The sequence below is a fragment of the Latilactobacillus fuchuensis genome (assembly GCF_900258455.1).
GTDB lineage: Bacteria > Bacillota > Bacilli > Lactobacillales > Lactobacillaceae > Latilactobacillus > Latilactobacillus fuchuensis.
In genome coordinates, this window is record NZ_LT984417.1 from 89,171 (window position 1) to 102,941 (window position 13,771).

The following is a 13,771-nucleotide window of genomic DNA, read 5'->3' on the forward strand; positions in this document are numbered from 1 at the left end:
AGGATTCGACTAAAATAAGTCGAATCCTTTTTGATTTAGGCAACACGTTTGCGTTGGTATTTCGCAATTAACGGTAAGATGACGCCTAAGCCCATTAAGGCGGCTGAGACGACCACGTTTAAGATTAATTCGTGGGTGTATTTAGACGTCCCCGGTGTCGCGTCTTGGGGGAAGATACTGAAGATGGTCCCCAAAGCGGTAATTAACAGACACCAGAACCCGACGATGATCGCCCACGGTTTATTTTTGATGTAGGTGTATTCAGACGGGAACTTCTCGGGATTGAAACGGACCCGTAAGAATGCGACGAAGATGAAACAGGTGACAAACGGTGAGACAATCCCGTTGATATTCAATAACCAATTGAAAATATCGTTGATACCGGGTAAGAAGGCACTTGAGGCCAGGACGAAGGTACAAATGCCAGTCGTCAGCCAGTAGCCGTTGATTGGCAGGCCTTGTTTGTTAGTTTTGGTTAAAGCTTTCGGTAAAAACTTCTTCGCAGTATCGGATAAGAAAATCCGGGTACCACCGTCTAATAACATGGCGAGTTGGGCACCCATGTAAATCGCTTGAGTCACGGCAAATGTGTAGAGCAGGATTTTGCCCATATGGAATTGTTTGCCCAACGCTAGGAAGGCGTAATAGGAACCATTCATTTTCAAATCGTTGGGTAAATGGTTGGCATCGAAGAAGACGCCAATCGCAAAGGAGCCGAAAATGGTCAGAAAGGCGGTCATTAACGCTAAGGCCATCATGGCTTTTGGAAAGTCCTTTTTACCATCCTTCATTTCGCTGACGTACGGTGCGACTAATTCGGCGCCGTTCATCGCGAAAATTAATAACCCGATGGTTGAGAAATAATGTAAATCAAACTTCGGAATAAAGGTGTGCAAGTTCATCGGTTGTGTCGCGATGTGCGCGCCGTTGAACAAACCGGCAAAGGTCATGATGACAAATAGCATCGTCATGATGAACATCGCGCCACCCCCGACAATGCTGAGAACTTGCAGCGATGCGGTGAATTTATGTTGAAAAAAGATGAATAGGATCGTAATCGCAGCGGTTAGTAACGCGAAACTCGCCCGCGATAAATGGTCTTCCAGATTGCCGTTACCGGTAATGATCCAGAAAAACGAAACAACCATCGAATTAGCGACATCCACTAAGTAAGGGAGACTGGCGACCCAGTAACACCAAGCGGTCAGGTAACCCCAAACGTCGCCACTGGTATGGCGCATCCAAGAGGAAAGCCCGCCACCATCTTCGCTGAAAGCCGAACCGAGATGACCGACCATCAATTCATAGGGTAAGACATAGGCGAATAATAGCACGATCCAAGAGAATACGACGGCCATGCCTTGATTTTGGAAATTATAAATAATATCGTCAAAACCAATTACGGTGACAAAATCCATTAGAGCTAAGACTTGCCACGTAATGTATTTCTTTTTGGGTTCAATTTCATCCATGATAGAAAGACTCCTTTTTTCTGAAAACTTAACAGTTTTTAATTATAATCAAAGCGACTAGAGATGACAAAACATTTCGAATGTTTCACATGAAATTTTAAAAGTCGCCAGACGGAACTTACAAACTTGTCATTTGAATCTCATAAACTGTCATTTAAATAGCGGGCGCTTGCGTTTGTTTTTCAGTACAATTAGGTTATAAATTAAATTTGGAGGCATTTGTGATGGATACACCAATCGTAGTCAGTGTCAAAGATGTTCAAAAAACGTACGGTAAACCGAATGAAAAACAGTATACCGCATTAAAAAATATTTCGTTTGAGGTCGAACGCGGCGAATTTGTCGGCATCATGGGCGCTTCAGGTTCAGGTAAAACGACCCTATTAAACATTCTATCAACCCTTGATCGACCAACAACCGGCCAAGTCGCAATCAACGGCCAAGCCATCGATCATTTAAAGGGCAACGCTTTGGCTGATTTCCGCGCCAAAGAAATTGGTTTTATGTTCCAAGATTTCAACTTACTTGAAAACTTAACGGCTTATGAAAACATGGCCTTACCATTAACGCTCCAAAATGTCAGCAGCAAAAAGATTAAAGTGGCCGTGACTAAAATCGCACAGACGCTGTCAATCGACCATATCTTAGATCACTATCCGACGGAATTATCCGGCGGCCAAAAGCAACGGGTCGCCGCTGCTCGGGCGCTTGTTCATAATCCAGCGATTCTATTCGGCGATGAACCGACTGGCGCACTCGATTCAACGAGTGCCAAAGAATTATTGGATACCATGGCCGAACTCAACGAAGAACAACGTGTATCAATTCTCTTGGTAACGCATGATCCTTTGTCGGCCAGTTATTGTCAACGCATCTTGTTCATCAAAGATGGTCAAATCGGTCAAGAATTAGTGCATGGTGATAAGAGTCGCGAAGCCTTTTATCAAGAAATTCTAGGTGTCTTAGGGACATTTAATCAATAAGGGGGCGACTTGCGATGTTATGGAAATTATCATTAACCGGAATCAAAGGACGCTTTAAAGATTATTTCGTTCTATTCTCTGGGCTGATTATGGCCAGCGCTATTTTTTACATGTTTGAAGCGATGGCGATGAATAAGGACTTTGTGTCCGGAAATTCACCCGTTGGTATGGCGGCGATTATTTTTCAAATCGGTTCAGTCTTGCTAGGGATGATTGCCTTAGTGTACGTGATGTACGCGAATAGTTTCTTGATGACTATGCGTCGGCGTGATTACGGGATGTTTATGATGCTCGGGGCTAAGGGCCGTAAGATTGCGCAATTAATTGCGACCGAAACGATTGTGATTGGCACATTGGCAACCCTTGTTGGAACGGTGCTTGGGGTTGGTTTAACCCAAGTTGTCAGTCAATTTTTAATTAAACGGTTAGATGCTGTTGTGACCCATTTCTCACCACTTTATTGGCCAGCCGTCTTAGTGACACTCGTTTTCTTCATTGTCTTATTTATTATCGCTGCGGTCGTCAATCAATTCCAACTATTGAAGACGCCAGTTTTGCGGTTATTACATGATGATCAACAACCTAATCGAGTGCGCAATAATCCGTGGTGGACAGCGATTCAAATCATTTTAGGCCTCAGTTTTATTGCGATTGGCTATTTAATGATGATTAAATTTGCCAGCTTCTTATTGCCGGGATTAGTTGTGGCGTTATTCACGATTACCTCTGGGACCTACATGCTCTTTAACGCCTTCTTTGGTTGGTTAATCAAAATGTTGAAGAAGAGTAGCTGGTTAACCAATCGCGGGTTGAACAATTTTACATTAGCCCAACTTGGTTTTCGGATTAAAGACTATACCAGAATATTAGCGTTAGTGGCGATGTTATTCGCTTTAGCATTGGGCTCGATTACCGTTGGGATTGGCTATCAAAGTGAGATTCCAAAGATGGCCTCAGCCACCAGCGCCTACGACGTCGTTTTGAATCAACCCACCAAGGCTGCGCAAAAGAAAGCGGCTCAGTTGACGGGGATTGAAGTTCAAGCGACTTATCACACCAAAGAAATTGGTCAAACGATTTATTATCAACAAGCTGAATTCGTTGAAGAACCCTTGTTGAAACAGGTCTACTCTAAATCGAACGGTGGCTTATCGATGAAGTTACCTAAGACTGAAGAGATGAGTATCGCTGAATTAACAAAACAAATTGGCGACGGTTATACGGTTCGGAGTTTACAAGTACCGGATCAATTCGCGAAACAAGCGAAATTGGTTTCAGAAACGACCTTCGACCAATTACAAGGAACGACTAAAACGGTTCAAGTTTACCGAGTGGCTGATTTTGCCGCGAACTTACCATTGATTAAACAGTTAGATCGATTACAAATTGCGGCTAATCCTAGTTTGCAAAAAAATCCAGAATTAAACAGTGGTAAATATGCGGGGTATACGATGCTCAACGGGCTCTTCAGCGGCTTTGAATTCATGGGCTTCTTCCTCGGGATTGCCTTCTTAGCGATGTTAGCGAGTTGCTTAATGTTTAAAATTCTTTCCGGTGCTGCTAGCGACGTTAAACGGTATACCATGTTGGATAAAATTGGAACGCGCCAAGGATTATTGCGCCAATCAATTGCCAAAGAAATTGGGGTTTTATTTCTTTTACCAGGAATTGTCGGTGTGATTCACGTGTTATTTGGATTACAACTCTTTAAGACCATCATGCTCGATCCATACCATAATCTATGGTTACCGTTTGGGATTTTCATTGTTTTGTACGGTTTGTATTACGTATTAACCACTTGGTTGTACCAAGGGATTGTTTTGAAGAAGCGAGATTAAATCTATATAAAAAAGCTCAGCAAACGCCGCGATTGGGCAATTTGCTGAGCTTTTTGGACTTTAGAGGGTTGTTTCGTTGTAAGTCAGAACATCAACGCCTTCATCGGTCAAGACGATTTTGGTGATGCTCCCATTCATCGGGCTAACGCTGACATCGAATTGGCCTTGACCAAATTTACCGACGATGCTGCGAATGGTCGTGCCATGACTGACCATCAGAACTTTGTCGCCATCGGTACATTCAGCTCGGAGTTGTTTAAAGCCTTTACCAAGCCGCGCCCAATATTCAACGGCGTTTTCAGCATCGTGAAACGGATCAGCAGCCTTCATAAAGTCTTTAGAAGCATCGAGCGAGTATTTGGTAATAATTTCTTTAAAAGTTTGGGCATCGTGACTAGCACCAGTCATGTACCAAGCCTTATGGGAATCTTCACCTTCAAAATAACCGTAAAATTCTTCACGGAAATGGGGGGTAATCGTGTAAGGGGTATCTAAATAGAAGCTTTTGCCTAAAATGATGCGGGCAGTGTCCATCGCTCGACTACGATCGCTTGAGTAAGCTTGGGCAAAATTGATTTTAGACAGTTCTTTACCGGCTAATTCAGCATCGGCAATGCCTTTAGGCGTTAATGGACTATCCGACCAACCTTGCATCCGGTTATACCGGTTAAAAAAAGTTTGGCCATGACGGACTAAATAAACAGTAATACGTTTCATATAACGACCTCCAACTAAATTAGTTATTAACCCTATTTTAGCATAGATAGCGCTTTAATATTAGCGGAAATTAAGAGAATTGAAGGGATGTGGGGTAATTGGTATAGCTAATAAGCAATATCGTAGAAAAATATTTCCATAATTTGATATAGAAGGTGGTTAATCATCCTTTTAATTTAACTGAAAATATGCTACTTTATTAATTAAATCAATAATATTCGATTATTAAATATTTGATATAGATGAGGGATTAGAGAAGATGATACAAGTTGAAAATGAACAGCAATCATTTGAAGAATGGTACATTCAAGTGATCCGAATTTACCATGCAATTAATCAATTAACGGAAAGCTATGGATTGAATTACGAACAGTATTTAATTTTGAAGAAAGTCTCCCAGGATAACGCAATTGAAGTGATGAAGTTAGCGCAGATTTTGGCGGTCAGTAATCCGGCTATTTCACGCAAGGTGAACGTTTTATATGGCAAGAAACTGATTACTAAGGAACGCAAAGACGAGTCCGATCAACGGAAAGTTTTTATTGCGTTGAGTGAAACCGGTCAGCAGGTCACCCGGCGATTAACCGCGCAGTTAGACGAGCTGTTGCGGGCTTACCAACAGCAACATCACACGGATTTAGGCCAATTATTCGATGAAACGAAGCAATTAGAAAGCTTTTTGGCAAAAGAAATCCAAAAGATGGACTAGGTCAGGTCGTTCTGATCAACAAGTGCATACTAAAAAACCACTTCAACAACCGGCTAGTTCCGGCGGGTGAAGTGGTTTTTTTGTTGCAATAACTTCCGCTTAATCTAAAATAGCGTATTATGACTGAAAATCGTCATAATACGCTATTTTTATTAATGCTCAGTTGCTACTCGCAACGAAAAGCACTCTTAATTAAAACGTGCTTCTCGAGTAGTCTTTTCCGGTTAACTACAAAACAGGCATTATGGGTTAAGAACGCTCCCATAATGCCTGTTTTTAGGTTAATCCTCAAAGCCTGAGCAACTCGAGTCACCACTCTAGACGTGCTTCCCAGCCAGCTTCTTCCGTCTAGCTACAAATGGCGAATCATGACTAAAATCGTCATAATTCGCCATTTTAGGCTATACTCAGAAGCTAAACGGCTGAGTCAGCACTCTTAATCTTTGAAATTATTACTTTCAACGTCCTTGATGAAGGTCTTCAAGTGATCGAAGTAGACTGGTGCGTTGTCGATCATATGATGATGGCCACCGTTTGGTGTTGTGACCAAACGTGAATGTGGAATCTTTTCAGCCATGATTTTAGCAGTCGCAATTGGCATTGTTTCGTGTTCGCCAAATGTGATTAACGTTGGAACGGTAATCTTGTGGAGTTGGTCACGGAAATGCCAATCCTTCAATTTACCAGTCACAACGAATTCGTTGTCGCCTTGGAAGACGCCGTAAACGTCTGTGGCCATCGTTGAGATTAAATGTGAAATGGCTAAAGGTTGTTTGCGATCGACGTAGCCAGCGTTTAATTTATCAACTAATGCTTGGTATTGGTCGTTGTCGTAATCATTTTTAGCTTCACAGTCTTGCATGAATTTTAATTGTTCAGGGGTCATGATGTCTTCACGAATCTTGTTGATGTTTGTTACGTATTCGTCGATTTCATCAACCATACTTGAGATGATCGCACCCTTTAAATGTTGGCCATATTTAGCAGCGTACATTTGAACTAAAGCGCCACCCCATGATTGGCCGATTAAATAGAAATTGTCGATGCCGAGTTTTTGACGGACTTCTTCAATTTCATCTAAGAAATAATCATAAGTTAATAACTGGTCATTGCCTGGTTTTGAATAATCAGGTTGATCAGAATAAAACGAACCAAGTTGATCATACATATGAACTTGCACGCCAAGGTCAGCTAATTCTTCACCAAAGTTTTCCCAGTATTCGTGATTGCCACCAGGGCCGCCGTGTAGGCATAATAAGTGAATGTCGCCAGTTCCTTGGGTATTAGTCCATAAATGATAACCGTTATCCAATGTGAGGATTGTTGTTCCTTGTTTCATATCTGCACCATCCTTTAATCATGATGGTTCTATTATAAACCTATTATGAGTGATGTGCTAGGCCAAAAGCGCAAAGTATCACAAGCATTTAATTCTGTTTTTCAAGTTATTGACGAACGGTCGGAATCGCTTGGTTATTACCAGTCAAAATTAAATGATCGTTGAGCTGAATTTGGGTGTCCCACGTGGTGTGATTAAGACGATGACTCATGCGCGGTTTGCCATGTTCAAAAGCCTTTCGACACCTAATAAGTTGTTTGGAGGCATATACTAGTTAGTTGAGAAATTAAAGGTCATCCTTTGGGTCAATTTACAAATGAAATTAACATGCTAAAATGGAAGGTACGATATTTTGGAAAACGGGGTCGGTTAGATGAAAATTAAAGAAAGTTGTGCCGTTGGGTTATTTGCTTTTTTGGGTGGCATTAGCCGCTATTTAATCGGCTTAGGCTTCAATGCCAGCGGTGGTTTTCCGTACGGGACGTTAGCGGTCAATTTAATCGGCGCGTTTTGTCTGCCGTTTTTAATGCGCTACATCATCGGCCATTATCATTTGAACGACCAATTGGCTTTAGCAATCGGGACCGGTTTTTTCGGCGCCTTTACGACTTTTTCATCGTTTAGCGTCGATGCGTTGCGGTTATTACAGAGTCATCAACTGGCTGCTTTTGGTTGGTATCTCGGTATTAGTCTGATTGGCGGGGTCGCGTGCAGTTTATTAGCCGATTATTGGGCCGTTAAGCTGCTTGCTAAGCACGGCGAAGCGCAGGTGGTCAAATGATAACGATTCTACTAGTCGGCTGTGGTGCGGCAATTGGGGCGATTCTACGCTATCAATTAACTAGAGTCGGCACTCAGATTGCTAGCGAATTTCCATTAATTACGTTTTTGATTAACTTAACCGGGAGCTTTGCACTCGGTTGGTTGACCGCGGCCCAACTCGGTTCACCATTAACGACCTTTTTCGGGGCCGGCATGCTCGGCGGCTATACGACGTTTTCCACGTTCAATAGCGAGTTGAGTCAATTGTGGTTCCGCCAGCGATATCATATTTTCTTTGGCTATTTAGGATTAACTTACGGGCTAGGGATTTTGGTCGCCGCGGCAGGCTATTTAATCGGCCAACCATAAACGAGTGATTTTACTCGCACTCTTGTGAAATAAGTGTTAAACTATTTAAACTGTTTATTTAGAAATTTGGAGGCATTTGCTTTGACTGACGTACAAAAATCATTAGAACAAAGCCGTTTAAACGAAATTGTGGCCCTGGTCAAAACGGCTGAAAAGCATTTTGAGGGTGCGGTTAAACGCGCTAAATCGGAAGAACAAGAAATTAACGAAAACTTCTTTAATGATGTTCGCCTTAATTTTAATAACGATTCAGCGATGACTGAAACTGCCGTCTCAATTGAACAACAACGGCAAATGCTACAAGAACGAAATCATTCTTGGCAACAATCTTCTCGCCAATTAGCGACTTTACAGAAAATGGAAAAGACGCCTTATTTCGCGCGGATTGATTTTAAAGAAAAAGGCGAACCAAAATCGGAATCAATCTACATCGGTTTGGGTTCATTTACGGATAGCGACGATCATTTCTTAATCTATGATTGGCGGGCGCCGATTTCATCGATTTATTATGAAGGTCGGACGGGCGATGTCACTTACCAAACACCAGATGGTCCGCAAGACGTCAATATTTCGTTGAAACGCCAATTCTTAATCGAAGACGGCCAGATTAAGGCGTTATTTGATACGCAAGAAACGATTGGCGATCAAATGTTGCTCGAAGTCCTCGGTGAAAAGTCCGATACGCAGATGAAGACGATCGTGACCACGATTCAACGCGAACAAAATCAGATTATCCGTAATACTGATGCCGATCTCTTATTTGTTCAAGGCGCCGCCGGTTCCGGGAAAACGTCTGCGATTCTCCAACGAATTGCCTTCTTGTTATACCGGTATCGCGGTAACTTGGATTCAAGCCAAGTCATCATGTTCTCACCGAACCAATTATTTAACGATTATATCGCCGATGTATTACCTGAATTAGGCGAACAAAATATGATTCAGATGACCTATTTCCAGTACGTCGCGCGGCGTTTGCCGAATCTCGACGTACAAAGTTTATTTGATCAATTCGAAACACCGATTTCAGAAACGGACGGTCGGATTAGCCGTTTGAAAGAAAGCTTAGTCTTCTACAAAGCCGTCAAGAAATACGCGCGTTTTTTGGAAACCGAAGGCATGCGCTTCCGGGATTTGAAAGTTGGCGATCGGCCAATCATTACGAAAGAAAAAATTGCCGAAGTTTACTATAGCTTCAACGAGAATTACCATCTCGGCAATCGATTAGACGGTACCAAAGAAAAACTATTGCGGAGTTTGAGCCACAAGATGAGTCATGAAACCAAGGCTGAGTGGGTGGCTGAACGGGCTGAAAATCTCAGCGATGAAGAATTACGCGAATTGATGGCTGGCAAGGACTTTAAAACCGGTGGGGATGAGAACCAATACATCGCCAAGCAAATCGTTTTAAAGGCCTTCAAACCGTTACAAAAATCAATTCAACGCAACCGTTTCTTGAGTATTCAAGCCCAATACGTCCAATTTATGCGGGTCGTGCCCCAGTTAGTTAAGTTAGCTGATTTCGGTTTAACTGAAGCCGATTGGCAAGCTCACGTCACCAATTTTGTGGCCCAATTAAAGGCCAAAAAGATCACCTTGGCTGACGTCACACCTTATCTCCATCTCTACGATTTAATGACCGGTAAACACGGCGAACGCGACATGCGTTTCGTCTTTATCGATGAAATTCAAGATTATACGCCGTACGAATTGGCGTTCTTAAAACTCCACTTTCCTAAGGCGCGATTCACCCTATTAGGGGATTTAAACCAAGCCATTTTCACCAAAGGCAATAGTTCGAATCTCTTACAACAGGTCCAACAATTATTCGACGCGCAAAATACGAAAGTCGTTCAATTGACCCGTTCATACCGTTCGACGCAACAAGTCACCGACTTCACCAAGGGCCTCCTAAAGGGTGGTCAAAAAATCGAAGCCTTCAACCGGGTTGGCGACAAACCAAACTTAATTGTGCGTCAACAAGAAGCTGATTTAGTGGCGGACGTGCAACGCCAAGTAGCGGCCAACACGGCTGAACAGTTGACGACGGCAATTATCGCCAAGACCTTGGAACAAGCCCAGGCGTTGACTGAACAACTCAAGGCGGCCGGCACGCAAGTCACGTTGATTCGTTCCGAAAATCAACGCTTAGCGGCTGGCACCTTGGTTGTCCCTAGCTTCTTAGCGAAAGGCTTGGAATTCGATGCGATTATTGGTTGGCAAATTAGTGCCGCTAATTACAATCACGAAGACCAACGTCAATTGCTCTATACGATTTGTTCACGCGCGATGCATCGCTTAACGTTGCTCGCAACTGATGAACTATCACCACTCTTAGAAACGGTTAGTGCTGATTTATACACCGTGAATCGTGATTAGACGAACGGCCCGCAAATCCGATTAAGGATGCGGGCCGTTTTTATTGAACGCGCGCCAACGCTTGTCTTTTTACAGATAAAAGTGACAAATCGTTGTTTTTTCGGGATTTTCGCGTTGATTTTGGCCGAACTATGGTAGAATGAAAACGTTTAGCACCTAGTTAATTTCCAGGAGGATAACCAGCATGAAAAACGAGATGAATTATTACGAAATCTCGCGGGATGAATGGCAGACGTTTCATGGTCACGGCCAAGAATTTACCGACGTGACCGCTGCCGAATTGCAACAGATCAGTGGTTTGAACGATCGGATCTCACTGGCCGATGTCAGCGATATCTACATTCCACTCCGTCATTTATTACAAATTAATTTTGATCAATTCCAACAACAACAAACCCAGAAATCAACATTTCTGAATATTCAATCACACAAGACACCCTTTGTCATCGGGATTGCCGGCAGTGTCGCTGTCGGCAAGAGTACGACGGCCCGTTTACTACAATTACTATTGAGCCGGGTCTATCCGGATAAAAAGGTCCAGATGATTACGACCGATGGCTTCTTGTACCCAACCACCGTTCTCAAACAAAAGGGGATTCTGGATAAAAAAGGCTTCCCCGAAAGTTATGATATGCCAAAACTGATTAATTTCATGAATGAAGTCAAAAATAATATCGGGCCGGTCAAAGCACCCCAATATTCACACCAGATTTACGATATCGTGCCCGATGAATTCGACGTGATTGATGATCCGGATATCCTGATTGTCGAAGGCATCAACGTTTTACAGCTACCGTCGACGGAACAAATTTACATCAGTGATTTCTTCGATTTCTCGGTCTACGTCGATGCGCAACCGACGTTGATTGAAAAGTGGTTTTTGGAACGCTTTGATTTGTTACTCGATTTGGCCAAGGATGATCCGACCAATTATTATTATCCGTACGCGATTAGTGACCGGGCCAGCGCCTTTAAAATGGCGCGACGGGTTTGGCGCGATATTAACCTGCGTAATCTGAACGATTATATTTTACCGACCCGCAATCGGGCCGATGTTATTTTGCATAAAACGAAACATCACGTGATTGACAAGGTATTTCTACGGAAATATTGATCTTAGAATGAGATTTTTCAAAGTAATGCTGTCAATCCATTGACGTTTTCATAAACTATCAGTAAAATAAATACAATATAAATAATTAATTAGCGTTAGTAGTATGCAGCTTTTATAAAAAAGGAGTGAGTGGTTTGGCCCAAACAGACATGCAAGATTTTGATAAAATTATCGTCTTGGATTACGGTAGTCAGTATAATCAACTGATTACCCGTCGGATTCGTGAATTTGGTATCTTCTCAGAATTGATGCCTAATACGACAACCGCAGCAGAAATCAAGAAGATCGCCCCTAAAGGGATTATTTTCTCAGGCGGCCCAATGAGCGTCTATGATGATGGTGCTTTTTCAGTGGATCCTGAAATTTTTGAATTAGGGATTCCAATTCTCGGAATTTGTTACGGGATGCAATTGATCAGTTATAAAAATGGCGGCAGCGTTGAAGCGTCAACTGAACGTGAATACGGTAAAGCTGAAATCACCGTGACCGACAAAGACAGCGATTTGTTCAAGGGCCTTCCTGAAAAACAAACCGTTTGGATGAGTCATGGCGATAAAGTAACGTCAATTCCAGCCGGTTTCGTCACCGTTGCTGAAAGTGATAACACGCCATTTACAGCCATTGAAAACCGAGCTAAACAGATTTACGGCATTCAATTCCATACTGAAGTTCAAAACACGCAATTTGGGAACGAAATTCTTAAGAATTTTGCCTTCAACGTTTGTGGTGCTGAAAACAACTGGACAATGTCTGATTTCATCGACATGCAAATCGCTCAGATTCGCGAAACGGTCGGTGACAAAAAAGTCTTGCTTGGTTTATCAGGCGGCGTTGATTCATCAGTCGTTGGTGTCTTGTTACACCGCGCGATTGGTGACCAATTAGTCAGCATCTTCGTTGATCACGGTTTACTCCGTAAGGGCGAAGTTGAAGACGTCATGACTAGTTTAGGCGGCAAATTCGGTTTGAATATCATTCAAGTCGATGCGCGTGAACGTTTCATGACTAAATTGGAGGGTGTTTCTGATCCTGAAAAGAAACGGAAGATTATCGGTAACGAATTTATCCAAGTTTTTGATGAAGAAGCCACGAAGTTAAACGGGATTGATTTCTTAGCCCAAGGGACTTTGTATACCGATATCATCGAAAGTGGAACGAGTACTGCCACGACCATCAAATCACATCATAACGTCGGTGGTTTACCAGACGACATGCAATTTAGCTTAATCGAACCTTTAAAGACGTTATTTAAAGATGAAGTTCGTGAATTAGGTGAAAAATTGGGCATGCCACATCCACTTGTTTGGCGCCAACCATTCCCAGGCCCTGGTCTTGGGATTCGGGTTCTCGGTGCAGTCACTGAAGACAAGTTGAAGATTGTCCGCGACAGTGATTTCATTCTCCGCGAAGAATTTGCTTTAGCCGGCCTCGATAAAGAAGTTTGGCAATATTTCACCGTCTTACCTGGCATCCGCAGTGTCGGCGTCATGGGTGATGGCCGCACTTACGATTACACCGTCGGCATTCGCGCTGTCAACTCAATTGACGGCATGACCGCGGACTTCTCAAGATTACCTTGGGACGTCTTACAAAAAGTCTCAGTCCGCATCGTCAACGAAGTCGATCACGTTAACCGCATCGTGTACGACATTACGAGCAAGCCACCTGCAACGGTAGAGTGGGAATAAAACAGATGAGGGTGCTTAATTGACGAATGCCGATTTAACAGCATTTACGTGAATGAACCCTACTCAAAATTAACGAAAAAGGACCTCATTTGTTGCCAAAATGTGACCAAAACGCATCTTAATTTTTTGTTTGTTGCCAAAATGTTGCCAAAAAACCTATCAAAATTAATTTAATTTTGATAGGTTTTTTATTTTGCTTAGAATTAAAGTCTATACAGATTTTAAGGGGGAGATACATGATGGAAAACAAAATACAAACAAATTTAAAGTTATTACAGGATTTAAAATTTTTGATTTATAAATTTTCGGTGAATTTTATAATGAAGTTAGCCACCGCTAACTAAAAAACGCCACGTGAATTTCATGTTATATTGAAGTTACCACTAACTTTCAATAGACAAGGA

The 13,771-nt window shown here is 42.5% G+C and carries 11 protein-coding genes; 8 read left to right on the top strand and 3 right to left on the bottom strand.

The window, feature by feature from the left end; genetic code table 11:
• Window positions 1-35: 35 nt before the first annotated feature.
• Window positions 36-1,472, bottom strand: coding sequence for an APC family permease (locus tag LFUMFP_RS00435; protein ID WP_025083015.1), 1,437 nt, complete (start codon window positions 1,470-1,472; stop codon window positions 36-38).
• A 224-nt stretch (window positions 1,473-1,696) separates the two neighbouring features.
• Between LFUMFP_RS00435 and LFUMFP_RS00440 the strand changes: the two genes are divergently transcribed.
• Complete coding sequence (locus LFUMFP_RS00440) at window positions 1,697-2,455, top strand: ABC transporter ATP-binding protein (RefSeq protein WP_025083014.1); 759 nt, start codon at window positions 1,697-1,699, stop codon at window positions 2,453-2,455.
• A 14-nt stretch (window positions 2,456-2,469) separates the two neighbouring features.
• Window positions 2,470-4,293 carry an FtsX-like permease family protein gene (locus LFUMFP_RS00445; protein WP_106482815.1) on the top strand — a complete coding sequence of 608 codons (1,824 nt, stop codon included), beginning with the start codon at window positions 2,470-2,472 and terminating at the stop codon, window positions 4,291-4,293.
• Between the two features lie 60 nt (window positions 4,294-4,353).
• Here LFUMFP_RS00445 and LFUMFP_RS00450 read toward each other — a convergent pair whose 3' ends face one another.
• Complete coding sequence (locus LFUMFP_RS00450) at window positions 4,354-5,010, bottom strand: histidine phosphatase family protein (RefSeq protein WP_106482816.1); 657 nt, start codon at window positions 5,008-5,010, stop codon at window positions 4,354-4,356.
• Between the two features lie 259 nt (window positions 5,011-5,269).
• On the opposite strand from LFUMFP_RS00450, the gene LFUMFP_RS00455 reads away from it, so the two are divergent.
• The gene (locus LFUMFP_RS00455; RefSeq protein WP_106482817.1) at window positions 5,270-5,719 is read left to right on the top strand and encodes a MarR family winged helix-turn-helix transcriptional regulator; all 450 of its coding nucleotides are present in this window, start codon (window positions 5,270-5,272) and stop codon (window positions 5,717-5,719) included.
• 436 nt (window positions 5,720-6,155) lie between these two features.
• Here LFUMFP_RS00455 and LFUMFP_RS00460 read toward each other — a convergent pair whose 3' ends face one another.
• Window positions 6,156-7,058, bottom strand: a complete 903-nt coding sequence (locus LFUMFP_RS00460) for a proline-specific peptidase family protein (protein WP_106482818.1) — start codon at window positions 7,056-7,058, stop codon at window positions 6,156-6,158.
• Between the two features lie 373 nt (window positions 7,059-7,431).
• Here LFUMFP_RS00460 and LFUMFP_RS00465 point away from each other — a divergent pair, with 373 nt between their 5' ends.
• From LFUMFP_RS00465 to guaA, 5 genes are all read left to right on the top strand, one after another.
• Window positions 7,432-7,839, top strand: a complete 408-nt coding sequence (locus LFUMFP_RS00465; protein WP_106482819.1) for a fluoride efflux transporter FluC — start codon at window positions 7,432-7,434, stop codon at window positions 7,837-7,839.
• Window positions 7,836-8,189: a fluoride efflux transporter FluC gene (locus LFUMFP_RS00470; RefSeq protein ID WP_025083009.1), complete on the top strand. Its 354-nt coding sequence runs from the start codon at window positions 7,836-7,838 to the stop codon at window positions 8,187-8,189. The genes LFUMFP_RS00465 and LFUMFP_RS00470 overlap by 4 nt, the downstream gene beginning before the upstream one ends.
• Window positions 8,190-8,270: 81 nt before the next feature.
• Window positions 8,271-10,565 (top strand): RNA polymerase recycling motor HelD, encoded by a 2,295-nt coding sequence (gene helD, locus LFUMFP_RS00475; RefSeq protein WP_106482820.1) that lies wholly within the window; start codon window positions 8,271-8,273, stop codon window positions 10,563-10,565.
• Window positions 10,566-10,749: 184 nt separating this feature from the next.
• Entirely contained in the window at window positions 10,750-11,679 is a 930-nt protein-coding gene (coaA, locus tag LFUMFP_RS00480; RefSeq protein ID WP_025083007.1) for a type I pantothenate kinase, read from the top strand.
• A 134-nt stretch (window positions 11,680-11,813) separates the two neighbouring features.
• On the top strand, window positions 11,814-13,367 hold the full coding sequence (gene guaA, locus LFUMFP_RS00485; protein WP_106482821.1) for a glutamine-hydrolyzing GMP synthase: 1,554 nt from the start codon (window positions 11,814-11,816) through the stop codon (window positions 13,365-13,367).
• The last annotated feature ends 404 nt before the right edge of the window (window positions 13,368-13,771 follow it).

Coding starts and splice junctions, on each gene's coding strand:
- LFUMFP_RS00460 (WP_106482818.1), bottom strand. CDS start 7,058: ATGAAACAAGGAACAACAATCCTCACATTGGATAACGGTTATCATTTA.
- LFUMFP_RS00455 (WP_106482817.1), top strand. CDS start 5,270: ATGATACAAGTTGAAAATGAACAGCAATCATTTGAAGAATGGTACATT.
- LFUMFP_RS00445 (WP_106482815.1), top strand. CDS start 2,470: ATGTTATGGAAATTATCATTAACCGGAATCAAAGGACGCTTTAAAGAT.
- LFUMFP_RS00440 (WP_025083014.1), top strand. CDS start 1,697: ATGGATACACCAATCGTAGTCAGTGTCAAAGATGTTCAAAAAACGTAC.
- LFUMFP_RS00470 (WP_025083009.1), top strand. CDS start 7,836: ATGATAACGATTCTACTAGTCGGCTGTGGTGCGGCAATTGGGGCGATT.
- LFUMFP_RS00435 (WP_025083015.1), bottom strand. CDS start 1,472: ATGGATGAAATTGAACCCAAAAAGAAATACATTACGTGGCAAGTCTTA.
- LFUMFP_RS00465 (WP_106482819.1), top strand. CDS start 7,432: ATGAAAATTAAAGAAAGTTGTGCCGTTGGGTTATTTGCTTTTTTGGGT.
- LFUMFP_RS00450 (WP_106482816.1), bottom strand. CDS start 5,010: ATGAAACGTATTACTGTTTATTTAGTCCGTCATGGCCAAACTTTTTTT.
- coaA (WP_025083007.1), top strand. CDS start 10,750: ATGAAAAACGAGATGAATTATTACGAAATCTCGCGGGATGAATGGCAG.